The organism is Streptomyces sp. NPDC002206 (genome assembly GCF_053593595.1).
This window is the reverse complement of the sequence record NZ_JBSFCW010000009.1, coordinates 180048-202825: the sequence shown is the minus strand read 5'-3', so window position 1 is coordinate 202825 and position 22778 is coordinate 180048. Positions and strand designations below refer to the sequence as shown.

Annotated in this window: 18 protein-coding genes; 11 read left to right on the top strand and 7 right to left on the bottom strand. The window is 70.0% G+C overall.

What is annotated here, in order from left to right; translation table 11 throughout:
* Positions 1-59: 59 nt before the first annotated feature.
* From ACWCP8_RS19420 to ACWCP8_RS19410, 3 genes are all read right to left on the bottom strand, one after another.
* Positions 60-314: a DUF6191 domain-containing protein gene (locus ACWCP8_RS19420; protein WP_451117095.1), complete on the bottom strand. Its 255-nt coding sequence runs from the start codon at positions 312-314 to the stop codon at positions 60-62.
* 12 nt (positions 315-326) lie between these two features.
* Positions 327-1502 (bottom strand): PQQ-dependent sugar dehydrogenase, encoded by a 1176-nt coding sequence (locus ACWCP8_RS19415; protein WP_352263020.1) that lies wholly within the window; start codon positions 1500-1502, stop codon positions 327-329.
* 159 nt (positions 1503-1661) lie between these two features.
* Positions 1662-2654 (bottom strand): aldo/keto reductase, encoded by a 993-nt coding sequence (locus ACWCP8_RS19410; protein WP_451117093.1) that lies wholly within the window; start codon positions 2652-2654, stop codon positions 1662-1664.
* Between the two features lie 97 nt (positions 2655-2751).
* Here ACWCP8_RS19410 and ACWCP8_RS19405 point away from each other — a divergent pair, with 97 nt between their 5' ends.
* From ACWCP8_RS19405 to ACWCP8_RS19375, 7 genes are all read left to right on the top strand, one after another.
* On the top strand, positions 2752-3702 hold the full coding sequence (locus ACWCP8_RS19405; protein ID WP_352263024.1) for a 2-hydroxyacid dehydrogenase: 951 nt from the start codon (positions 2752-2754) through the stop codon (positions 3700-3702).
* Between the two features lie 184 nt (positions 3703-3886).
* The gene (locus ACWCP8_RS19400) at positions 3887-6823 is read left to right on the top strand and encodes a putative bifunctional diguanylate cyclase/phosphodiesterase (RefSeq protein WP_451117091.1); all 2937 of its coding nucleotides are present in this window, start codon (positions 3887-3889) and stop codon (positions 6821-6823) included.
* A gap of 207 nt (positions 6824-7030) precedes the next feature.
* A complete protein-coding gene (locus ACWCP8_RS19395) occupies positions 7031-8887 on the top strand; it encodes an acetolactate synthase large subunit (RefSeq protein ID WP_352263025.1) in 1857 nt (618 codons plus the stop codon).
* Positions 8888-8909: 22 nt separating this feature from the next.
* Entirely contained in the window at positions 8910-9437 is a 528-nt protein-coding gene (gene ilvN / locus ACWCP8_RS19390; RefSeq protein ID WP_030928848.1) for an acetolactate synthase small subunit, read from the top strand.
* A gap of 102 nt (positions 9438-9539) precedes the next feature.
* Complete coding sequence (ilvC, locus tag ACWCP8_RS19385; RefSeq protein ID WP_352263028.1) at positions 9540-10541, top strand: ketol-acid reductoisomerase; 1002 nt, start codon at positions 9540-9542, stop codon at positions 10539-10541.
* A 273-nt stretch (positions 10542-10814) separates the two neighbouring features.
* Positions 10815-12407 carry a phosphoglycerate dehydrogenase gene (gene serA / locus ACWCP8_RS19380; RefSeq protein WP_267001538.1) on the top strand — a complete coding sequence of 531 codons (1593 nt, stop codon included), beginning with the start codon at positions 10815-10817 and terminating at the stop codon, positions 12405-12407.
* An 83-nt stretch (positions 12408-12490) separates the two neighbouring features.
* Entirely contained in the window at positions 12491-13078 is a 588-nt protein-coding gene (locus ACWCP8_RS19375) for a TetR/AcrR family transcriptional regulator (protein ID WP_352263030.1), read from the top strand.
* Between the two features lie 73 nt (positions 13079-13151).
* Here ACWCP8_RS19375 and pdxR read toward each other — a convergent pair whose 3' ends face one another.
* A complete protein-coding gene (gene pdxR, locus ACWCP8_RS19370; protein ID WP_352263032.1) occupies positions 13152-14576 on the bottom strand; it encodes a MocR-like pyridoxine biosynthesis transcription factor PdxR in 1425 nt (474 codons plus the stop codon).
* Between the two features lie 47 nt (positions 14577-14623).
* Between pdxR and ACWCP8_RS19365 the strand changes: the two genes are divergently transcribed.
* Positions 14624-15106, top strand: coding sequence for a carboxymuconolactone decarboxylase family protein (locus tag ACWCP8_RS19365; RefSeq protein ID WP_382835925.1), 483 nt, complete (start codon positions 14624-14626; stop codon positions 15104-15106).
* A gap of 56 nt (positions 15107-15162) precedes the next feature.
* Here the strand turns inward: ACWCP8_RS19365 and ACWCP8_RS19360 are convergent, their stop codons facing one another.
* Entirely contained in the window at positions 15163-16311 is a 1149-nt protein-coding gene (locus ACWCP8_RS19360; RefSeq protein WP_352263034.1) for a PucR family transcriptional regulator, read from the bottom strand.
* A 182-nt stretch (positions 16312-16493) separates the two neighbouring features.
* Between ACWCP8_RS19360 and ACWCP8_RS19355 the strand changes: the two genes are divergently transcribed.
* Both ACWCP8_RS19355 and pruA read left to right on the top strand, forming a co-directional pair.
* Positions 16494-17420 carry a proline dehydrogenase family protein gene (locus ACWCP8_RS19355; protein WP_352263036.1) on the top strand — a complete coding sequence of 309 codons (927 nt, stop codon included), beginning with the start codon at positions 16494-16496 and terminating at the stop codon, positions 17418-17420.
* Positions 17421-17472: 52 nt separating this feature from the next.
* Positions 17473-19104, top strand: a complete 1632-nt coding sequence (pruA, locus tag ACWCP8_RS19350) for an L-glutamate gamma-semialdehyde dehydrogenase (protein ID WP_352263038.1) — start codon at positions 17473-17475, stop codon at positions 19102-19104.
* A 109-nt stretch (positions 19105-19213) separates the two neighbouring features.
* Here pruA and ACWCP8_RS19345 read toward each other — a convergent pair whose 3' ends face one another.
* A complete protein-coding gene (locus ACWCP8_RS19345) occupies positions 19214-19684 on the bottom strand; it encodes a DUF1877 family protein (protein ID WP_451117087.1) in 471 nt (156 codons plus the stop codon).
* A 256-nt stretch (positions 19685-19940) separates the two neighbouring features.
* Between ACWCP8_RS19345 and ACWCP8_RS19340 the strand changes: the two genes are divergently transcribed.
* Positions 19941-20486 carry a GNAT family N-acetyltransferase gene (locus ACWCP8_RS19340; protein WP_352263041.1) on the top strand — a complete coding sequence of 182 codons (546 nt, stop codon included), beginning with the start codon at positions 19941-19943 and terminating at the stop codon, positions 20484-20486.
* Positions 20487-20619: 133 nt separating this feature from the next.
* On the opposite strand, the gene ACWCP8_RS19335 is transcribed toward ACWCP8_RS19340, so the two are convergent.
* Positions 20620-22653 (bottom strand): phosphocholine-specific phospholipase C, encoded by a 2034-nt coding sequence (locus tag ACWCP8_RS19335; protein ID WP_451117084.1) that lies wholly within the window; start codon positions 22651-22653, stop codon positions 20620-20622.
* Positions 22654-22778 lie beyond the last annotated feature (125 nt).

The window sequence follows — 22778 nt, the reverse complement described above, 5'->3', positions numbered from 1 at the left end:
TGCGGGTGCGGGTGCGGGTGCGGGTGCGGGTGCGGTCCGGGCCGCCGCCCCGTCTGTCGTCAATCGCCGGACGGGCTTGACGGACCGTCCTCGTCGTCGTCCTCGTCCTTGTCCTCGTCCCCGTCCTGGCCCTCCGGCTCAGGAAGGCGAACCGTCACCTTTCCCGACGCGAGGTCTATCGGGCCGCGGCCGGGATCGCCCACGCCCAGGTCCACCCGAGACAGCTCCAGGCGTTTCTGCTCCTCCGCGGCGTGCTTGCGTCCCGGGGCGAAGAGTTCCTCGAAGAAGTTGAACACCGGCTCGCGCCCTTTCACCTGCTGTAGCCGCTACCGCACCTCCAGCACCAGAGCTCTGTCGTCTCCCGGTTCCGGTGTGCCGCGGGTGTCCGTGTTGCTCGTGACCAGCCAGAGTCTGTTGCCGCCCGCCGCGAGCACGGTGCGCAGCCGGCCGTACTGTCCTTTCAGGAACGATTGCGGGGCCGCCAGAGGTTCCTCGTCCGGGTTCTCCGACAGCGGGATCCTCCAGAGTCGCTCACCGCGCAGGCCCGCCATCCAGATCGAGCCCTGGGCGAAGGCGATCCCGCTCGGGGACGCCTCGGACGTCTTCCACTGTGCCACGGGGTCGACGAAACCCTTCTTTCCGGCCTTCCCCTCGTACTTCGGCCAGCCATAATTCCCACCGGGCACGATCTGATTCAGCTCGTCCCACGTGTCCTGCCCGAATTCGGACGCCCACAGCTGTTTCCGGCTGTCCCAGGCCAGCCCCTGCACATTGCGGTGCCCGTACGAATACATCAACAAGCCGGGTTCGGGGTTGCCCGGTGCCGGTTTGCCGTCCGGCGTCATCCGCAGGATCTTGCCCGCCAGGGACGCCTTGTCCTGCGCCAGGCCGGTGTTCCCCGTCTCGCCCGTCCCCGCATACAGCATGTGGTCCGGGCCGAAGGCGATCCGGCCACCGTTGTGGATGTTGCCCTTCGGGATGCCCCGCAGGATGGTGTGCGGCGTGCCCAGCTGCCGGCCGGTGTCACCGTGCTCGTCGTACCGCATGCGGGCGATGCGGTTGTCGGACCCGGTCGTGAAGTACGCGTACACCAGATGGTCCGAGGCGTACGTCGGCGAGATCGCGATGCCCAGCAGCCCGCCCTCCCCGGCGGGCGACACCCCGGGCACCGTGCCCAGCAGCGTCTTGCTCCCCGTTCTCCCGTCGACCCGCGTGATCGTTCTCTCGTCGCGCGAGGACACCAGAAGATCCCCGCCGGGAAGCTCCGTCAGACCCCACGGTGAGGCGAGTCCCTCGGTCAGCGTCGACACCACCTTCACCGAGCCCTTCGCGGGCGGCAGCGAGGACGGTGATTGCAGGGCGGAGGACGAGGAGGACACAGCGGGCGAGGAGGGCTGTGGGTGTGTCGTGCTCGCCGCGTCGCCTCCCGTGCTCCCTTCACCGTCGCTCGACGAGCACCCCGCCGACACCATCAGTGAGCCCACCGCGACTGCGGTCACCATCGCGCGGCGCGCAACGGGAAACCCTCGCGGCTCGACCCGGGCTCTTACGGATCCGAATACAGAAGCGCGCACAGCACCGATCCCTTCAACGGCTGCCTGACTACTGTTCTTACACCGCAGCCCCGCCCCGGGTTCCGCATGACCGCCGAGTTTCTGCGCTCAGTCCCACGACCCCAGCGCCTGCGGCAGCCGCGCAATCTCCGCCAGATCCTGCGCCGTCAGCTCCAGCCCGGCCGCCCCCGCGTTCTCCACCGCCCACCGCTCCCGCTTCGTGCCCGGCACCGGCACCACATGCGGGCCCTGGCGCAGCACCCACGCCAGCGCCACCTGTGCCGGAGTCGCCCCGTGCCGTTCGGCGATCCGCCGCAGCCCCACCACCACGGGCTGGTTCGCCGCCATCATCTCGGCCGTGAACCGCGGATGCCTGGCCCGCAGATCCTCCGGCTCGAAGCCCTGGCCCGGCGTCAGCGTGCCCGTCAGATAGCCGTTGCCCAGCGGCATCGCCGCCAGCAGCCCCACACCCCGCGCCTCGCACCAGGGCAGCAGCGTGTCGAGGGCCTCCGGCGACCACACCGAAAGCTCCGCCTGGACCGCGCTCACCGGAAACACCTGCTGCACCCGCTCCAGCTGGCGGATCGTTCCGTCGTGCATCCGCGCACCCGGCCGGCGCGAGGCCCGCGCCCCGACCGCGCTCAGCCCCAGCGCCCGCACCTTCCCTGCGGTGACCAGCTCCGCCATCGCGCCCCAGGTCTCCTCCACCGGCACCTCGGGATCGGCCCGGTGCAGCTGGTACAGATCGATCGCATCGGTCTGCAGCCGCCGCAGCGACGCGTCACAGGCCCGGCGCACATAACTGGGACGGCCGTTGGCCACGATGTGCTGATCGCCCACCAGTAGCCCGCACTTGGTGGAGACCAAGGCATCGGCCCGGCGCCCCTTGAGGGCCCTCCCGATCAGGAGCTCGTTGGTGAAGGGGCCGTACATGTCCGCGGTGTCGAGCAGTTGGACGCCCGCGTCGAGCGCGGCGTGCACCGTCCGCAACGCACGGTCACCGCGCTGCTGCGACGCGCTGTACGCCCAGCTCATCGGCATGCAGCCGAGCCCGACCGCACCAACGGCGAGCGCCGCCGCACCGAGACTCCTGCGCTCCAACTCCCCGAACCCTCCCTCGGCCCCGCCGTCACGGGACCCCGCACCGCACCCAAAAGTAACCTCTGCCGTCTCCCGTACTTCGCATAGCCTCCTGACCATGACTTCTATGACGACTCCCGATGTATGGCTGCCGATTCCGGCCGACGAGATCGAAGGGCTCCCCGAGGGGCTCAACTACCGTTTCTGGGACGGCGAGCAGGACTTCCCCGCCGACCCCGCGGACTGTGCGTTCTATGTCGTTCCCTACATGAAGGTCCCGGAGATCGCGGTCCGCCCGCTCGCCGGGATGGGGGCGGTCCAGGTCGTCCAGACGCTCTCGGCGGGCATCGACCATGTCCAGCCGGGGCTCGGCCGGTTGTCCGCCGGGGTGCGGCTGTGCAACGCCAAGGGGGTTCACGAGGCCTCGACGGCGGAGCTCGCCCTCGCCCTGATCCTCGCCTCGCTGCGCGGCTTCCCCGGGTTCGTCCACGGTCAGGACAAGGAGGAGTGGCGGGCAGGTTTCTACCCGGCGCTCGCCGACAAATCCGTTCTGATCGTGGGGTACGGATCGATCGGCGCCGCCATCGAGGACCGGCTCGCGCCCTTCGAGTGTGCGCGGGTGGCGCGCGTCGCGCGCTCCGCGCGGACAACAGCACGCGGCCCCGTACACACGCTCGACGACCTGCCCGCACTGCTGCGCGAAGCCGACATCGTCATTCTGTCCACCCCGCTGAACCCTTCCACGCAAGGGCTGGTGAGCGCCGACTTCCTCGCCGCGATGCCGGACGGCGCGCTGCTCGTGAACGTCGCCCGGGGCGGGGTCGTGGACACCAAGGCCCTGCTGTCCGAACTCGAGTCCGGGCGGCTGCGCGCGGCACTCGATGTCACCGACCCGGAACCGCTGCCCGCCGGCCACCCCCTCTGGCATGCTCCGAACGTCCTGATCACTCCGCATGTGGGCGGCAGCACCTCGGCGTTCCTGCCGCGCGCCAAGCGGCTGCTGGCCGGACAGCTCACCCGGTTCGCCGCGGGGGAGCCGGTGCAGAACGTCGTACTCACCACCGGCTGACCACGCTGCGAAGCCGTTCTGCTGCGCAGAGTGCCGACAACTGCCCAATTCGTCACGGAGAGTAGAGGAGCTATGTCCCTGTGTGACGAGTCTGGTGTATCGTCCCGAATGGGGGCTGCGCCATGGAAGGGACGGCGCGGGGTGGCAGCGGAACGCGAGGGGGGCGACGGGCGATGCAGGGCCGATGGGCGAACGATCCGACGCGGCAGGGCGGTCGATGGAGACCACCTGGGCGCCCATCGTGCCGCGCCCTCACCCGTCCGGCAGCATCGGGGACACCTCGGTGAGCGCCCCGGCGAGCGCCTTCGGGGCGTTCTTCTCCCGGCAGTCGACCGCCGGAGGGGTGTCCGGGGCAGTCTCGCAGATCCTTCTCGGCCTGGTCTGCGGCGGTTACGCCGTGGGGGCGGCCTTCGGCTGGGGCTCGTCCGAGCTGGCCCTCGTCATGGGCGACTTCGGCCTCAGTGTCGCCGCCCTGATCGCGGCCGTCTCCTGTTTCCTCTACGCGCGCTTCGCGTGCGACCGGTTCCGGCCCGCCTGGCTGCTGTTCTCGCTCTCCTCGCTGATGGCCGCCGGGGGGAACGCCGTCTGGGGCTGGTACGAGGTCGTGCTCCGGCTCGATGTGCCCAGCCCGTCGCTGGCTGACGTCTTCTTCCTCTGCTTCGCGCCGCCCGCCATCGTCGGGCTGCTCGTCCTCGCCAAGCGCCCCGTCACCAGGGCCGGTTGGGTCTGTCTGGTGCTGGACTCCTGGCTGATCGGCGGATCGCTCCTCACGCTCTCCTGGAGCCTGGCGCTCGCCCACACCGCGCATCTCGCGGACGCCGAGGGGGCCAGCGTGGCCCGCGCGGCGCTTTCGCTGGCCTATCCGCTGCTCGACATCGTGCTGGTCTCCATGGTGCTGGCCCTGCACTTCCGGCGGGCCAACGTCAACCGCTCCGCGGTGAACACCGCCATCGCCGCCCTCGCGCTGACGGTCCTCTGCGACGCGCTGTTCACCTCGCCGCTGCTCCGCCAGACCTACCACTCCGGTCAGTTGCTGGACGCCGGCTGGTTCGCCGGTTCGCTGCTCCTGGCGTACGCCCCCTGGGGTGCGAACCGGATGGGAGACAACGCTGTCGAGCCACGCCCGGCCCCGCGCACCACCAGCCGTCCGATCGCCGGTTCACTGGCCGCGCTGACGCCGTATCTCGCCGCAGCCGTCTGCACCCTCGGCATTCTCTACAACGTCATCGAGGGCCGCCGGGTCGACCGCGTCGTGGTCTTCACCGGCTGCATGGTGGTGCTCGCCCTGGTCGTACGACAGGGCATCATGCTCGTCGACAACATCGCGCTCACCCAGGAGCTGGCGCAGAAGGAGAATCACTTCCGCTCCCTGGTCCAGGGCTCCAGCGACGTCATCATGATCGCCGCCCCCACCGGCATCCTCCGGTACGTCAGCCCCGCCGCCTCCGGTGTTTACGGGCGGGAGGCCGACGATCTCGTCGGCGCCGAGCTCGCCTCGATCATCCATCCCGAGGATCTGGGGCGCGTGGTCCACGAGGTGCGGCGGTTTCTGGCCGCGCCGCCCAGCGAGGAACCCACCACCCGGATCGAGTGCCGGTTCAGATCCGGCACCGGTGACTGGCTCAACGTCGAGTCCACCGTCAACCGCCACCAGGGTGGGCTGATCCTCAACAGCCGGGACGTGACCGAACGGGTCAGGCTGCAGGCCCAGTTGCAGCACAACGCCGAGCACGACCCGCTGACCGACCTGCCCAACCGCGCCCTGTTCACCGACCGGGTCCGGCAGGCTCTCGGCGGCCGCCGCTCCGGTGACCCCGGCACCGCAGTGCTGTTCATCGATCTCGACGGCTTCAAGGCGGTCAACGACCGTCTCGGCCACCAGGCGGGCGACGAGCTGCTCGTCCAGGCCGCCCGCCGTCTCCAGGAGTCCGTGCGGGCCGGGGACACCGCGGCCCGCCTCGGCGGCGACGAGTTCGCGGCGCTCATCCTCGGAGACGGCACGCGCGACCAGGGTGCCCGGGAGTACCAGGTCCACGAGATCGCCGACCGGCTGCGCCTCACGCTCTCCCAGCCGTACCGGATCGGCGGCGGCGAGGTCCGCGTCGCCGCCTCCATCGGGGTCGCCTTCGCCGAGCCCGCCATCACCCCCACCGACCTCATGCGCAACGCCGACCTCGCCATGTACCGCGCCAAGGCGGCCGGCAAGGACCGTGTCGAGCTGTACGCTCCGCAGATGCAGGCCGAGGTGGTACGCCGATCCGAACTGGCGACCCGGCTGCGCACCGCCCTGCGGGACGGCGAGTTCGCCCTGCTCCATCAGCCCGTGGTCCATCTCGCCACCGGCACCGTCGCCGCCGTCGCCGCACAGGCCCGCTGGCGCTCCGCCCAAGGCATCCTGTTCACCCCCGCCGAGTTCCTCCGCGTCACCGAGGACGGCGACCGCACCGCAGAGCTCGGTCGCTGGCTCCTGGAAGAGGCCGTCGAGCAGGCCGCCGACCGGGCCAGGGCCGGGCACCATGTCGCCGTGGCCGTCCGGCTGTCCGCCCGCAGACTGCTGGACAGGGCGATGCCGTTCGGCTCCGTCGAGGCGCTTCTCACCCGGCACGGCCTGCCCTCGGGGGCGCTGATGATCGAGGTCTCCGACAACGACCCCCGGGTCTCCTTCGACGAGCTCGAACAGCGCCTCGTCGCGCTGCGCCGGCTCGGCGTACGGATCGCGCTCGACGGCTTCGGCAGCGGCTACGCCGCGATCAACGCGCTGCGCCGGCTCCCCATCGACGTACTGAAACTGGACCGCGGTCTCGTCGAGGGTGTCGTGGAATCGGCCCGACTGAACAAGATCACCAGTGGGCTGCTGAGGATCGCCTGCGACCTGGGCCTGCAGTCGGTGGCCGACGGGGTCGACGTGCCGGAACAGGTCCTCGCGCTGCGCGCCATGGGCTGTACGCACGGCCAGGGGATGGCCTTCTCCGGGCCGCTGGACGAGTACCGTCTGCGCCGCACGCTGGTGCGCGGAGAGTTCCCGGTGCCGGGTGGACCCACTGCTCAGCCCGTCCTGACGGGCGGCTCGATTCCGCTGCTCAGCGGACCACATTCTGAGATGCCCATCCCACCTACTTGACACGCTGTGCGCGTCGGAGAGAGGGTCAATGTCATGCGCACCCGAATTCTCGTACTTGGAAAGCGCGTCGGCTGAAGCAGAGTCCCTCGTTGACACTCTGCAGACCACACCCGGCGCGCTCCCCTCGCTTGCCTCACGGCACGAGGGGTTTTTTGTTGCACTGGCACACCTCAAAACCCCGCAAAAACCCTCAGCTTCGAGAAGAGAATGCCGATGACCGAGCAGGCCACCGGGGCCCATCATCCCCAGCCGCGGGCCCGTAACGGCGGATCGTCCTCCGCCACCGTTGAGCACGTCACGGGTGCGCAGTCCCTCATCCGGTCTCTTGAGGAGGTGGGGGCCGACACGGTATTCGGCATTCCCGGCGGCGCCATCCTTCCGGCGTACGACCCGATGATGGACTCCACCCGGGTCCGTCATGTGCTGGTCCGTCACGAGCAGGGCGCCGGACACGCCGCCACCGGCTACGCGCAGGCCACCGGCAAGGTCGGTGTCTGCATGGCCACCTCCGGTCCGGGCGCCACCAACCTGGTCACCCCGATCGCGGACGCGCACATGGACTCCGTCCCGCTGGTCGCGATCACCGGCCAGGTCGCCTCCAAGGCGATCGGCACGGACGCCTTCCAGGAAGCCGACATCTGCGGCATCACGATGCCGGTCACCAAGCACAACTTCCTGGTCACCCGGGCCGAGGACATCCCGCACACGATCGCCGAGGCCTTCCACATCGCCTCCACCGGCCGTCCGGGCCCCGTCCTCGTCGACATCGCCAAGGACGCCCTGCAGGCGCAGACCACGTTCAGCTGGCCGCCGACCCAGGACCTGCCCGGCTACCGTCCGGTCACCAAGCCGCACGCCAAGCAGATCCGTGAGGCCGCCAAGCTCATCACCCAGGCCAAGCGGCCGGTCCTGTACGTCGGCGGCGGCGTCATGAAGGCCGGGGCGACTGCCGAGCTGAAGGTCCTCGCCGAGCTCACCGGAGCGCCCGTCACCACCACTCTGATGGCGCTCGGTTCGTTCCCCGACAGCCACCCGCTGCACGTGGGAATGCCGGGCATGCACGGTTCGGTCACCGCCGTCACCGCGCTGCAGAAGGCCGACCTGATCGTCGCCCTCGGAGCCCGCTTCGACGACCGCGTCACCGGCAAGCTGGACAGCTTCGCCCCGTACGCCAAGATCGTCCACGCCGACATCGACCCGGCGGAGATCGGCAAGAACCGCACCGCCGACGTGCCGATCGTCGGTGACGCCCGCGAGGTCATCGCCGACCTCGTCCAGGCCGTCCAGGCCGAGCACACCGAGGGACACACCGGCGACTACTCCGCCTGGTGGAAGGACCTCAACCGCTGGCGCGACACCTACCCGGTCGGCTACGACCTCCCCGAGGACGGCAGCCTCTCCCCGCAGCAGGTCATCCAGCGCATCGGCGAGCTCGCCCCCGAAGGCACGATCTTCGCGGCGGGCGTCGGCCAGCACCAGATGTGGGCCTCGCACTTCATCCAGTACGAGCAGCCCGCCACCTGGCTGAACTCCGGCGGCGCCGGAACGATGGGTTACGCGGTCCCGGCCGCGATGGGCGCCAAGGCCGGCATGCCGGACCGTACGGTCTGGGCGATCGACGGCGACGGCTGCTTCCAGATGACCAATCAGGAACTCACCACCTGCGCGCTCAACAACATCCCGATCAAGGTCGCGATCATCAACAACGGCGCGCTCGGGATGGTCCGCCAGTGGCAGACCCTGTTCTACAACCAGCGGTACTCCCACACCGTGCTGCACTCCGGCGCCGACACCGAGGGCGCCCCGGCGAAGGGCACCCGCGTGCCGGACTTCGTCAAGCTGTCCGAGGCCATGGGCTGCTACGCGATCCGCTGTGAGGACCCGGCCGATCTGGACAAGGTCATCGCGGAGGCCAACGCGATCAACGACCGCCCGGTCGTCATCGACTTCATCGTCCACGAGGACGCCATGGTGTGGCCGATGGTCGCCGCCGGCACCTCCAACGACGAGGTCATGGCCGCCCGTGGCGTCCGCCCCGACTTCGGCGACAACGAAGACGACTGAGAGACAGAGAGAGACCGACTCCATGTCCACCAAGCACACGCTCTCCGTCCTGGTCGAGAACAAGCCCGGTGTCCTCGCCCGGATCACGGCCCTGTTCTCCCGACGCGGCTTCAACATCGACTCGCTCGCGGTCGGTACCACCGAGCACCCCGACATCTCGCGCATCACCATCGTCGTGGGTGTCGAGGACCTGCCCCTCGAGCAGGTGACCAAGCAGCTCAACAAGCTGATCAACGTACTGAAGATCGTCGAACTCGAGCCGTCCGCTGCGATCCAGCGTGAGCTCGTCCTGGTGAAGGTCCGCGCCGACAACGAGACCCGCTCCCAGATCGTCGAGATCGTCAAGCTGTTCCGCGCCAAGACCGTGGACGTCTCCCCGGACGCCGTCACGATCGAAGCGACCGGCGGCGCCGACAAGCTGGAGGCCATGCTCAAGATGCTGGAGCAGTACGGCATCAAGGAGCTCGTCCAGTCCGGCACCATCGCCATAGGGCGCGGCGCGCGCTCGATCACCGACCGTTCGCTGCGCGCCCTCGACCGTACGGCCTAGCCGCCACCCCTCTCGCCGCTCGTATGGCGAGACCAGAAAACGTAATTGACGCACCCCGCCGTACGGTGGGACGCAACACCTGCACACCAAGGAGAAGACCCAGTGGCCGAGCTGTTCTACGACGACGATGCCGACCTGTCCATCATCCAGGGCCGCAAGGTCGCGGTCATCGGCTACGGCAGCCAGGGCCACGCCCACGCGCTGTCGCTGCGTGACTCGGGTGTCGACGTCCGTGTCGGTCTGCACGAGGGCTCCAAGTCCAAGGCCAAGGCCGAGGAGCAGGGCCTGCGCGTGGTGACCCCGGCGGAGGCCGCCGCCGAGGCCGACGTCATCATGATCCTCGTCCCGGACCCGATCCAGGCCCAGGTCTACGAGGAGTCCATCAAGGGCAACCTCAAGGACGGCGACGCGCTGTTCTTCGGTCACGGCCTGAACATCCGGTTCGACTTCATCAAGCCGCCGGCCAACGTCGACGTCTGCATGGTTGCCCCGAAGGGCCCGGGCCACCTGGTCCGCCGCCAGTACGAGGAGGGCCGCGGCGTTCCGTGCATCGTGGCCGTCGAGCAGGACGCCTCGGGCAACGGCCTGGCGCTCGCCCTGTCGTACGCGAAGGGCATCGGTGGCACCCGCGCCGGAGTCATCAAGACGACCTTCACCGAGGAGACCGAGACCGACCTGTTCGGCGAGCAGGCCGTCCTCTGCGGTGGCACCGCCGCTCTGGTCAAGGCCGGTTTCGAGACCCTGACCGAGGCCGGATACCAGCCGGAGATCGCCTACTTCGAGTGCCTCCACGAGCTGAAGCTCATCGTCGACCTGATGTACGAGGGCGGCCTGGAGAAGATGCGCTGGTCGATCTCGGAGACCGCCGAGTGGGGCGACTACGTCACCGGCCCGCGGATCATCACGGACGCCACCAAGGCCGAGATGAAGAAGGTTCTCGCCGAGATCCAGGACGGCACCTTCGCCAAGAACTGGATGGCCGAGTACCACAACGGTCTGCCCAAGTACAACGAGTACAAGAAGGCCGACAGCGACCACCTGCTGGAGACCACCGGCCGTGAGCTGCGCAAGCTCATGAGCTGGGTGAACGACGAGGACGCGTAAGTCCTCCGCCGCGGGGCGGGTCTTCGGACCCGCCCCGCGGCGCATCCCCCGCATCACCGCTGGAAGAAAGCGGCGCCGTACGTGTGTACAAGTCGTCCAGCCCCATGTGGGTGATCCTTCCATCGGGGCGCAGAATGCGCACTCGCGCATGACTACACTTCTCCACACATACACGCGTCAGGCCCACAGTGTCGTGCGTCTTCCACGCGGCAAGCCCCTCCACCGCCTGCGGCCGTCGGGACGGCCGTCCGCACTGGACCTGTGAGGACTCACGTGAGCTCGAAACCTGTCGTACTCATCGCTGAAGAGCTGTCGCCTGCCACGGTTGACGCCCTGGGGCCGGATTTTGACATCCGGCACTGCAACGGCGCGGACCGCGCCGAACTCCTCCCCGCGATCGCAGATGTCGACGCCATCCTGGTGCGCTCCGCCACCAAGGTCGATGCCGAGGCCGTCGCCGCCGCGAAGAAGCTGAAGGTCGTCGCCCGCGCGGGCGTCGGTCTGGACAACGTCGACGTCTCCGCGGCCACCAAGGCCGGCGTGATGGTCGTCAACGCCCCGACGTCCAACATCGTCACCGCCGCCGAGCTGGCCTGCGGTCTCCTCGTCGCCACCGCGCGCAATATTCCGCAGGCCAACACCGCCCTCAAGAACGGCGAGTGGAAGCGCTCCAAGTACACCGGCGTCGAGCTGAGCGAGAAGACCCTCGGTGTCGTCGGCCTCGGCCGCATCGGCGTGCTGGTCGCGCAGCGCATGTCGGCCTTCGGCATGAAGATCGTCGCGTACGACCCCTATGTGCAGCCGGCCCGCGCCGCGCAGATGGGCGTCAAGCTCCTCACCCTGGACGAGCTGCTGGAAGTCTCCGACTTCATCACCGTGCACCTGCCGAAGACCCCCGAGACGCTCGGCCTGATCGGCGACGAGGCGCTGCACAAGGTGAAGCCCTCGGTGCGGATCGTCAACGCCGCGCGCGGCGGCATCGTCGACGAAGAGGCGCTCGCCTCCGCCCTCAAGGAGGGCCGCGTCGCCGGCGCCGGTCTCGACGTGTACGCGAAGGAGCCCTGCACGGACTCCCCGCTGTTCCAGTTCGACCAGGTCGTCTGCACCCCGCACCTCGGCGCCTCCACCGACGAGGCGCAGGAGAAGGCGGGCATCGCGGTCGCCAAGTCCGTCCGCCTCGCGCTCGCCGGTGAACTCGTGCCGGACGCGGTCAACGTGCAGGGCGGCGTCATCGCCGAGGACGTACGTCCCGGCCTGCCGCTCGCCGAGAAGCTCGGCCGGATCTTCACCGCGCTCGCGGGTGAGGTCGCGGCCCGCCTCGATGTCGAGGTGTACGGCGAGATCACCCAGCACGACGTCAAGGTGCTCGAACTCTCCGCGCTCAAGGGCGTCTTCGAGGACGTCGTCGACGAGACGGTGTCCTATGTCAACGCCCCGCTCTTCGCGCAGGAGCGCGGTGTCGAGGTCCGCCTCACCACCAGCTCCGAGTCGCCGGACCACCGCAATGTGGTGACCGTCCGCGGCACGCTGGCGAGCGGCGAGGAGGTGGCGGTCTCCGGCACGCTGGCCGGGCCCAAGCACCTCCAGAAGATCGTCGCGATCGGCGAGCACGATGTGGACCTGGCGCTCGCCGACCACATGGTCGTCCTGCGGTACGAGGACCGTCCCGGTGTCGTCGGCGCGGTCGGCAAGATTCTCGGCGAGGCCGGTCTCAACATCGCCGGCATGCAGGTCTCGCGGGCGGCCGCGGGCGGCGAGGCACTGGTCGTCCTCACCGTCGACGACGACGTCCCGGCAGCGGTACTGAGCGAGATCGCCGAGGAGATCGGCGCGACCTCGGCCCGCTCGGTGAACCTCAGCGACTGATCGCAAACCTTGTGCGGGCCGGCGTACCCGGCATGTAGACGTGCGTCTTACACAAACGTCTGCATGCCGGGTACGCTGCTTTCATGGGACACCGTGAGGATCTGCTCGAAGGCGCCAAGCGCTGCCTGCTGGAGAAGGGGTACGCCCGGACGACGGCACGCGACATCGTCGCGGCCTCCGGCACCAACCTCGCCTCCATCGGTTACCACTACGGCTCCAAGGAGGCCCTGCTGAACCTTGCCTTCCTCAAGGTGACGGAGGAGTGGGGCGAGTTGCTCACCAAGCAGCCGGATGAGGCCGGGAACGGCGACGGTTTCCCCCAGGCGCCTCTCGACCAGTTCCGCGACGTCTGGGAGCGGGTGATCGGCAGCTACGAACGGACACGTGCCGTCTGGCAACTCCAGATGGAGGTCGTGTCCCGGGTCGACTCCGACCCCGAGCTGCAGAAGGCCCTGGCGGCCCCGCAGCGCGAAGGCCGGGACGGGCTCGCCGAGAACATGCTGGGCATCGACCCGGAGACCGACCCGGAGCGGGCGCGGGTCGCCGGGTTGTTCTGCCAGGCGCTGCTGGCAGGCGTGATGGTGCAGTGGATGATCGACCGCGACTCGGCGCCGTCGGCGCAGGACCTGACGGACGGTCTGAAGGCGGTGCTCGAGGGGCGGGTGTCGTAGGCGATTGCGTGGTCGCGGCCACGCTGCGTCCTCCGTCGCCGGGGGCTGAGATGTGACAGACCCCGCCCGGTGGTCAGGCGCCGGGCGGTGGCAAGGCCCGGCACAGCGCCTCCAGGGCCGCGCCGTACGCATGGTCCGGCGGCGTCGCATAGCCCACGACCAGGCCGTCCTCGGCGGGCATGGTGGCGGCCGGATGACGGAAGTCGGCGAGCGGGTCGAGGCCGAGGCCCTGCCAGGCGGCGGCCTTGACGGTGGAGCGTTCGGTGCCGGGCGGCAGCCGCAGGACGGCGTGCAGTCCGGCGGCGATACCGGTGGGCGTGATGTGCGGGGCGTGTGCGGCCAGGGCGGCGACCAGCTGGTCACGGCGGTGCCGGTAGCGCTGCCGCATCCGGCGGATGTGCCGGTCGTAGTGGCCGGATTCGATGAAGTCGGCGAGCGCGAGCTGGTCCAGGACGCTCGCCCAGCCCTCGCGTTCCCCCTTGGCGGCCAGCACGGCTCCGACGAGGTGCTCGGGCAGCACCATCCAGCCCAGGCGAATGGCGGGGGAGAGGCTCTTGCTGACGGAGCCGAGGTGGACGACCCGGTCCGGATCGAGGCCCTGGACGGCGCCCACCGGCTCGCGGTCGTAACGGAACTCCCCGTCGTAGTCGTCCTCCAGGACCAGCCCGCCGCGGGTACGGGCCCAGTCGACCACGGCCGTACGCCGCTCCGGGTGCAGCGGACCGCCCGTCGGGAACTGGTGGGCCGGGGTGAGCAGCACACTCCGTACACCCGGCAGTCCGGTCAACTCGCCGGTGCGGGCCCCGTGTTCGTCGAGCGCCAGCGGGACCGTACGGACCCCGGCGGCGACCAGCAGCGAACGGTGGAAAGCGAGCCCGTACGACTCCACCGCCAGCGGGCCGCGCAGCGCACCGCCGCCGAACAGCAGCCGAAGGGAGTGCGCGAAGCCGGAGCAGATCACGATCCGTTCGGGGGAGCAGCGCACCCCGCGGACGCGCGCCAGATAGCCGGACAGCGCGCGGCGCAGCTCGATGCGACCCTGTGGATCACCGGGGCCGAAGGCGTCGTTCGGCGCGGCGTTCACGGCGCGGCGGGAGGCCGCGAGCCATGCGGTACGGGGGAAGGACGCGGCGTCCGGCTGCCCTTGACGAAGGTTGTGCACGGGCGGGGCCGGGCGGGACGGCGCCTTCTTCGGGATCCGGGCAGGGGCGGCGGCAGCGGCGCGGTGCGCGACCCGGGTGCCGGCCCCCTGACGGGCGGTCAGCCAGCCCTCGGCGACCAGTTCGGCATAGGCGTCGGCGACGGTGTTACGGGCCAGGCCGAGGTCGGCGGCGAGCGAGCGGTAGGGCGGCAGCCGGGTGCCGGGTGGCAGCCGTCCCGCCCGGACCGCGTCGCGCAGCGCGCGGATGAGAACGGACCGGCGGCTGCCGGGTCCTGCCAGCTCCAGCAGCAGGTCACTGCCGATCCGCTCCGCCGAATTGACCCATGATTCCGACATCGGAATGCACCCTACGCGAGGTCGCCCGGCTCCGTAGCGTAGTGATCATGACGAACAGCGAAGCAGTCACCCGAACCGCCCGAGTCAACTTCGCCAAGGCCGCCCCGAAGGCGTTCAAGGCCCTCATCGGCTTCGACGCCGCCGCGCGGCAGGGCCTGGACCCTGCGCTCGTCGAACTGGTCCAGATCCGGTCCTCGCAGCTCAACGGGTGCGCGTACTGCCTGCACATGCACACCACGGACGCCCGCAAGGCGGGTGAGAGCGAGGAGCGGCTGCACATGGTCGCCGTCTGGCCGGAGGCCGCCCACTTCTTCACGGAGAAGGAACAGGCGGCACTCGCGCTCACCGAGGCCGTCACCCTGGTCTCCCGCGGCGGCGTCCCGGACGACGTCTACGCCCGAGCGGCGGCCCACTTCGATGAGCCCGAGCTGGCCGGGCTGCTGGCCCTGATCTTCACGATCAACACCTGGAACCGCATCGCTCTGAGCACCGCGAAGGTGGCGGGCACGGACGAGCGGGTGGCCCACTGACGGCGGCGCTCTCCGGCCTTGCCCCAGAGGGCGTCCGCCGAGGACGTCCTGCCCCCCTAGAGCCGCGCCCTCTTCAGCGCCAAGTGCAACAGCAGCCGGTCCTCGCCGTCGTTCAGATCCAGACCGGTGAGCTGCTCGACCCGGGACAGCCGGTAGTACAGCGTCTGGCGGTGGATGCCGAGTTCGGCCGCGGTGCGGCTCGCCTGGCCCGCGCAGTCGAGGAACACCTCGGCGGTGCGGGCCAGGTCCGTGTGCGGCGGGGTGAGCAGGGGGCGCACCGCGGGGTCCGGGGTGGTGTCCACCGTCGGGGGGAGCGCGGTCAGCAGGCGGTACGGGCCGATGGCCGACCAGTCGGCGACCGGGCCGAAGCGCGACTCCGCAGCCGCCGCGCGGGCCGCCGCCGAGGCCTCGTGCCAGGCCGCGGCCAGCTCCGGCAGGCCCCGGCGCGGGACCGCGACCCCGGCCGTGGCGGTCCGTCCCGCGGTGGTGCGCAGCCGGTCCGCCGCCGCCGTCGCCGGGTCCAGTACGTCGGGGGAGCGCAGCCGGATCAGTGCGGCCAGCGACAGGGTGCCCGCCCCCGCCGGTGACGGGACCGTGGTCAACGCCGCCGCGGACGGCACCGTACGGGCCGACGGGGTCTCGTCCGGCCACGGGGTCACACAGACCACCGTGTGCAGCCCGTCCGAGTCCGGGCCCAGCGCCTCCCGCAGCGCGGCCACCGCCATGTCCCGCTGCCAGCCGCGGTCGGCCGTCAGCACCGCGCCGAACTCCCGGGACAGATCCGCGCCGGCCCGCGCCTCGTCGGAGAGCAGCGCCCCGATCCTGGCCGCCACGTCCATCGCCGCGGTCAGCTGTCCGTCGGTCGGCCCGGGGTCCGCGTCGAGCAGCCATACGTAGCCGAGCACGACGCCCCGATGGCGTACCGGCAGGCAGATCCGGCCGCGGAACACCCCGGCCTCCGGGGCGGCGGGGATGCGGACCGGGCCGGTGGCGCGGGCGATGCCGAAGCCCTCGAACCAGGCGCGGACCGCGGGTGTGGAGCGACGGGTGAGGATCGACCGGGTGCGGACCGGGTCCATCGCCATGTCGTCGTCGCTGTCGTGCGCCCCGAAGGCGACCAGACCGAAGTCCCGGTTCTCCAGCGTCGCGGGGGCGCCGAGCAGCGCGGAGATCTCGTCGACCAGCTCCTGGTAATCGCCCTTCACCCGGCCATTCTCCCACCTCTTCAGACATATGTCTGAGATCCAGGGCATGGATGCGTGACAGCTGTCGATGGCACAGGATCGGAGGGATCCTTAGATTTCACGGTGGTTCTCCGTGCTGTACCGGTCTGATTCAGTTCCTGCCGGTACGGCCCTCGTTCATATCTTTCCGTTGGAGGTGCCCCGTGCTGGCTCCCGTGATCCTCGCTGCGTCGCGCAGTGACAAGATGCGCCGTTTCATTTCGGCTGCTCCGGGGACCAAGCAGGTCGTCGACCGGTTCATCGCCGGCGAGACGGTCGAGCAGGTCGTCCCGATCATCAAGGACGCCACCGGGAAGGGCCTCGAGGTCACCCTCGACGTCGTCGGCGAGGACATCACGACGCCCGAGCAGGCCACCGCCGCGCGCGACGCGTACCTGGAGCTGATCGACCGCCTGAAGGACCTCGGCCTGGGCACCAGGGCCGAGATGTCCATCAAGCTTTCGATGTTCGGCCAGGCCCTGGAGGGCGGCCACGAGATGGCACTCGCCAACGTCCGCCCGGTCGTCGAGGCCGCCGCCGCGATCGGCACCACGGTCACCCTGGACGCCGAGGACCACACCACCCTCGACTCGATGTTCGCCATCCACGAGGAGCTGCGGAAGGACTTCCCGCAGACCGGCTGTGTCATCCAGGCCTACCTGTTCCGCACCGAGGACGACGCCCGCCGCCTCGCCGCCGCCGGCAGCCGCGTGCGCATCGTGAAGGGCGCCTACAAGGAGCCCGCCTCCGTGGCGTACCAGGACAAGGCCGAGATCGACAGGGCGTACGTCCGCATCCTGAAGACGCTCATGGAGGGCGAGGGCTACCCGATGATCGGGTCCCACGACCCGCGGCTCATCGCCATCGCGCAGGAGCTCGCCCGCAAGGCCGGGCGCAAACTGGACGAGTACGAGTTCCAGATGCTCTACGGGATCCGCAGCGACGAGCACATCCGGCTCGCGGCCGAGGGCCACCGGATGCGTGTCTACACCGCGTACGGCACCGACTGGTACGGCTACTTCATGCGCCGTCTTGCGGAGAAGCCGGCCAACCTGCTGTTCTTCGCCCGCTCCATCCTCACCAAGGGCTGACCCGCCCGCCCCGCTGCCCCCCACCCCGCTGAAGCAAGGAGACAAGGCACTCATGGACGCTGTGACCCAGGTCCCCGCGCCGGTCAACGAGCCGGTCCACTCCTACGCCCCGGGTTCCCCGGAGCGCGCCCGTCTGGAGGCGAAGCTCAAGGAGCTCGCCGAGAACCCGATCGACCTGCCGATGACCATCGGCGGCGAGAAGCGGATGGGTGGCGGCGAGCGTTTCGACGTCGTACAGCCGCACAACCACAAGGCCGTCATCGGCACGTTCGCCGGCGCCACCGAGCAGGACGCGCGGGACGCGATCGACGCCGCCCTCGCCGCCGCCCCGGCGTGGCGTGCGATGTCGTTCGACGACCGCGCCGCGATCATCCTGCGCGCCGCCGAGCTGCTGTCCGGCCCCTGGCGCGAGACGCTGGCCGCCTCGACCATGCTCGGCCAGTCGAAGACCGCCCAGCAGGCCGAGATCGACACCCCGTGCGAGCTCGTCGACTTCTGGCGCTTCAACGTGCACTACGCGCGCCAGATCCTGGCCGAGCAGCCCCCGGCCAACTCCCCGGGTGTGTGGAACCGCATGGACCACCGCCCGCTGGAGGGCTTCGTCTACGCGATCACGCCGTTCAACTTCACGGCCATCGCGGGCAACCTGCCCACCGCCCCCGCTCTCATGGGCAACGTCGTGGTGTGGAAGCCGTCCCCCACGCAGACCCACTCCGCCGTGCTGCTGATGCAGCTCCTGGAGGAGGCCGGTCTGCCCAAGGGCGTCATCAACCTGGTGACCGGCGACGGCATCGCCGTCTCCGAGGTCGCCCTGAACCACCGCGACCTGGCCGGTATCCACTTCACCGGCTCGACCCCGACCTTCCAGCACCTGTGGAAGACGGTCGGCAACAACATCGCCAACTACCGCACCTACCCGCGTCTGGTCGGCGAGACCGGCGGCAAGGACTTCGTCGTTGCGCACCCCAGCGCCGACCGCGCCGTCCTGAAGACCGCGCTGACCCGTGGCTCCTTTGAGTTCCAGGGCCAGAAGTGCTCGGCCTCCTCCCGGGCGTACGTCCCGGCCTCCATCTGGAACTCCGGTTTCAAGGAGGAGTTCGCGGCCGAGGTCGACTCCATCACCATGGGTGACGTCACCGATCTGTCGAACTTCATCGGCGCCGTCATCGACGAGCGTGCGTTCGCCAAGAACAAGGCCGCGATCGACCGGGCCGAGGCCGACGCGTCCTGCACCGTCGTCGCGGGTGGCACGTACGACGACTCGGTCGGCTACTTCGTCCGCCCGACGGTCATCGAGTGCGCCGACCCGGCCAACGAGGTCTTCACGACCGAGTACTTCGGCCCGATCCTCGCGGTCCACGTGTACGAGGACGACAAGTACGACGAGATGCTGGAGCAGATGGAGTCGGTCTCCGACTACGCGCTGACCGGCTCGGTCATCTCGGGCGACCGCGCCGCGGCCGCGTACACGATGGAGAAGCTCCGCTACGCGGCGGGCAACTTCTACATCAACGACAAGTCGACCGGTGCCGTCGTCGGCCAGCAGCCCTTCGGCGGCGGCCGCGCCTCGGGCACGAACGACAAGGCGGGCGCCCCGCAGAACCTGCAGCGCTGGACGCTGACCCGCGCCATCAAGGAGACGCTGGTCCCGCCGACCGACTACACCTACCCCCACCAGGGCTGACGCCCTCCGGGGTGCGGCGCACCCGCACCCCGCCACAGATCCCGCCCCCGTCCGGCTCCCCCAGCCGGTCGGGGGCGGATTCCATTTCCGCCCTTCGGGACGGGAAGCATCAGTACAGGAACCGCTTCACCACCGCGTCGCCCGCCTCGGCCGCCCGGCCGTAGAAGTCCAGCACCCGCCGGTAGTGCGCGGCGAAGACGGCGCGGACCTCGGCCTCCGGCCATCCCCAGTACGCACCGACGCCCTCGTCGGCCGCACGCCACAGCTCGTCGAACGGATGAGTGCGGAGGAACTCCGCCGCCTCCCCTACCTCCGAGGCCTCCAGAGTGACCGACGGCGCCTCGATCCCGGCCGGGTCCTCGTGGACGTCTCCGCCGAAGACCGGGAGCTCGCACCTGCCGTGGCCGGGCGGTGCGCCGAGGCACAGCTCGTGCACCTCGGAGAAATCCTTGGAGATGCTCAGATCCGTCTCCAGGCGGTCGAGCTCGTCGTCGGTGTCGGCGAAGACCGCCGCCACCCCCGCGAAGTCCTGCGGCAGCCCGGCGGCCGGCACGGCCCGTGCCTGCATGCTGAAGCTCATCGTCGTCCCCTCCCGCCGGGCCGCTGTGCGCAGGCCCCCTGCTCATGAACAGTAGGGGCGCCCACCGACAACGGCCCGCGCCGGATGAGCCCGGTGGGTGATCCGCCCCCACTACCGGTCCGCGTACCACGGCTTCAGAGCGTAAAGGCCGTTCATGGGCCCAACTCTTGTCCGGAGCGCCACTCTTCGACACGTGGCAGCTACTCGAATGCGCGCTGAGTCCCTGATGGCACAGGTGCCTGAGAGGCTGGGGGACATGACTGAGCCGTTGTGGCACACCGTGCACACCTACGAGCTGACCCCGACCGCCCGCGACGGGATCCGCGCCTTCCTCGACACCGCCTTCGAGGGTGGCTTCAGCGACGACGACTGGGACCACACCCTGGGCGGCATCCACGCCTACGCACGCGACGGCAGCGGGCTCCTCGCGCACGGCAGCGTCGTCCAGCGCCGGGTGATCCACGCCCACCGCTCGTACCGCATCGGATATGTCGAGGGCGTGGCGGTCCGCGCCGACCGGCGGCGTGAGGGGCTCGGCGACCGGGTGATGACGGCGCTGGAGCGGGTCATCGACGGGGCGTACGCCTTCGGGGCACTGTCCGCCACCGACACCGGGGCAGCGCTGTACGCGGCGCGCGGCTGGCAGGTTTGGCAGGGGCAGATCGGCGTGCAGGGGCTGAGCGGCGTGGTGCCGCTGCCGGACGAGGAGGGCAGCACGTACGTCCGTGGCGCGGCCGGACGCCCGCTGCCCTCCTCGTCCCGGAAGCTGATCTTCGACTGGCGTGACGGCGATGTGCTGTGACGGAACCCACCGCACCGCCCCCGCATCCCGGGCCGCGGGGGCACTGCAAGCAGGAGAGACGCGGCTGCAGCTGCTGAGGGCGATGGGCCTGCAGGACCTGACCGCGGGGGCGTGACCGTCAGGTCCTGACCGGTCAGCCGCTGATGCTCGCCGCCCCCGTCTCGATGTGGCCCGTGTACCGGCGCGACCATGTGCTGTCCGCGTCGGCCGTGACTGTGAAGTCGTACCAGCCGTTCTGCCCGGCGACGGCGTTGAAGTAGTCCTCCGTGGAACCGCCCGCGGGCACGGTGTACGTCCACGGTCTGTCGGCACGGTAGTTGTTCGATCCGAGGGTGAACTTCACCGCTGCGGTGGACGCGTTGGACAGCCGGAACCAGATGGCGGTCTTGCCGGTGTCCGGTGCGGCGGCGTACCGGGCGGCGACCTCCAGGCTCTTGCCGGCCTTCGTGGCGTCCCCGGTGAAGCGGCGAAGGAACCGGTTGGGGCCGGTCATGGTGATGTCGTACTTTCCGTCCCCGTACCCCGTACCGATGTTGAAGTAGTCGGACGCGGTCCCGCCCGCGTCGACCGTGTACTGCCAGGGTTCGGTCGAGCGGTACGCGGTCGGCTGGATCGAGAAGTGCGCGGCGCTCCTTGCGGGGGCGCCCTGGTTGGCCATGGAGAACCAGGCCAGGATCTTCCCGGCGGCACCGAACTCCAGCCGGTCCAGGTTCCCGTTCGTCTGGTACGGCAGTGCGCGGGCCGGGCGGGTGCCGGGCTCCTGTGCGGGCAGCGCGTTGGTCTGTGGGGCCGGGTTGGGCAGTGGGGCGCAGGTGCCGATGCCGATCACCTTGGCGGTGGAGGGCAGCGACGGCACTCCGTACACCGGATGCGCGAAGTCGAAGACACCGGTCAGGTCACCGGTGACCTTGCGGCGCCAGGCGCTGATGTTCGGGCAGGCGGCCGGCTTGCCGATGGCCGAGGTCCAGGTCTCCAGGAAGCGCAGCACCGAGGTGTGGTCGAAGACCTCGGAGCTGACCCAGCCGCCGCGGGTCCACGGCGACATCACCAGCATGGGGACGCGGAAGCCGAGGCCGTACGGGACGCCGTTCAGGAATTCACCGGCTGTGTTCGCGGGCGGTGCCGGGGGCGGTACATGGTCGAAGAAGCCGTCGTTCTCGTCGTAGTTGAGGAACATGACGGTCGAGTCGAAGACCTCGGGACTGGCGGCGAGCGCCCGGTACACCAGGTCGACGAAGTGCGCGCCGTCACCGGGCGGCGCGTAGGGGTGCTCGGAGAAGGCCTGGTTCGCCACCACCCAGGACACCTGGGGCAGCGTGCCGTTCAGGGTGTCGGCCCTGATGGCGGCGGCGATGTCGTCCGGTGTCGAGCCGGTGGTCGCGGGCACGGATGCCATGCCCCGGTCGTGCAGCGGGCTGCCGGGGGTGGCGTCGGTGAACTTCTTGAAGTAGGCGAGACCGTTGTCGCCATAGTTGTCCTGCGCGTTCTGGTAGACCTTCCAGCTGACCCCGGCGCGCTCCAGGGCCTCGGCGTACGTCTCCCAGGTCAGGCCCGACTCGTCGCCGCCGTCGTGGCTGGACGAGTCGACCTTGCCGCTCCACAGATAGGTCCGGTTGGGGCCGGTGGCGCTCAGGGTGGACGAGAAATAGCCGTCGCAGATCGTGTAGTTGTCGGCCAGCGCGTAGTGGTACGGGATGTCGCCGCGGTCGAGGTAGCCGAGTGTACGGACGTTGCCCACCCCCGACACCCAGCTGTCGAGCCGGCCCTTGTTCCACGCGGCGTGCTGGGAGGACCAGCTGTGCGGCAGATCGCCGTTGCACTGGGCGAGTGTCTCGCCGTCGGCGCCGCCCGCGGCGGGCGTGGCGCTCAGCTTCCACGGGTACTGGCGGCCGAGCCCGTTCGGCTGGTTGAAGACCGGCTGCCCGCCGGGGAGGGTGATCGCGGCCCGGTCGGAGAAGCCGCGCACCCCCTTGAGCCTGCCGAAGTAATGGTCGAAGCTGCGGTTCTCCTGCATCAGGATCACCACATGCTTCACATCGGTGATGGTCCCGGACGCTGAGGTGGCCGCAGCAGCGGCCGAAGCCGGTCCGGCCGCCCCGGGTATCGCGGCGCCCGCCGCCACACCCGCGCCCAGTGCCACAAAGCTTCTCCGACTGACCGGTCGCATCCGTCCGCCTTCGCCACGTGTGTGCCCCGGTGGCACACCGAGCGCAAGGGTCCCGGCGATGGCCGGCCGGGTCCAGAGATGTGCGGAGCGGAAATGGTGAACAGTCGGTCAACTTCTTGTCCGGG

Bases quoted from the DNA above. Each gene is read 5' to 3' on its own strand.
- ACWCP8_RS19415 (WP_352263020.1), bottom strand. From the start codon at position 1,502: ATGGTGACCGCAGTCGCGGTGGGCTCACTGATGGTGTCGGCGGGGTGC.
- ACWCP8_RS19405 (WP_352263024.1), top strand. From the start codon at position 2,752: ATGACTTCTATGACGACTCCCGATGTATGGCTGCCGATTCCGGCCGAC.
- ACWCP8_RS19400 (WP_451117091.1), top strand. From the start codon at position 3,887: ATGGGCGAACGATCCGACGCGGCAGGGCGGTCGATGGAGACCACCTGG.
- ACWCP8_RS19395 (WP_352263025.1), top strand. From the start codon at position 7,031: ATGCCGATGACCGAGCAGGCCACCGGGGCCCATCATCCCCAGCCGCGG.
- ilvN (WP_030928848.1), top strand. From the start codon at position 8,910: ATGTCCACCAAGCACACGCTCTCCGTCCTGGTCGAGAACAAGCCCGGT.
- ACWCP8_RS19375 (WP_352263030.1), top strand. From the start codon at position 12,491: ATGGGACACCGTGAGGATCTGCTCGAAGGCGCCAAGCGCTGCCTGCTG.
- pdxR (WP_352263032.1), bottom strand. From the start codon at position 14,576: ATGTCGGAATCATGGGTCAATTCGGCGGAGCGGATCGGCAGTGACCTG.
- ACWCP8_RS19365 (WP_382835925.1), top strand. From the start codon at position 14,624: ATGACGAACAGCGAAGCAGTCACCCGAACCGCCCGAGTCAACTTCGCC.
- pruA (WP_352263038.1), top strand. From the start codon at position 17,473: ATGGACGCTGTGACCCAGGTCCCCGCGCCGGTCAACGAGCCGGTCCAC.
- ACWCP8_RS19345 (WP_451117087.1), bottom strand. From the start codon at position 19,684: ATGAGCTTCAGCATGCAGGCACGGGCCGTGCCGGCCGCCGGGCTGCCG.
- ACWCP8_RS19340 (WP_352263041.1), top strand. From the start codon at position 19,941: ATGACTGAGCCGTTGTGGCACACCGTGCACACCTACGAGCTGACCCCG.
- ACWCP8_RS19335 (WP_451117084.1), bottom strand. From the start codon at position 22,653: ATGCGACCGGTCAGTCGGAGAAGCTTTGTGGCACTGGGCGCGGGTGTG.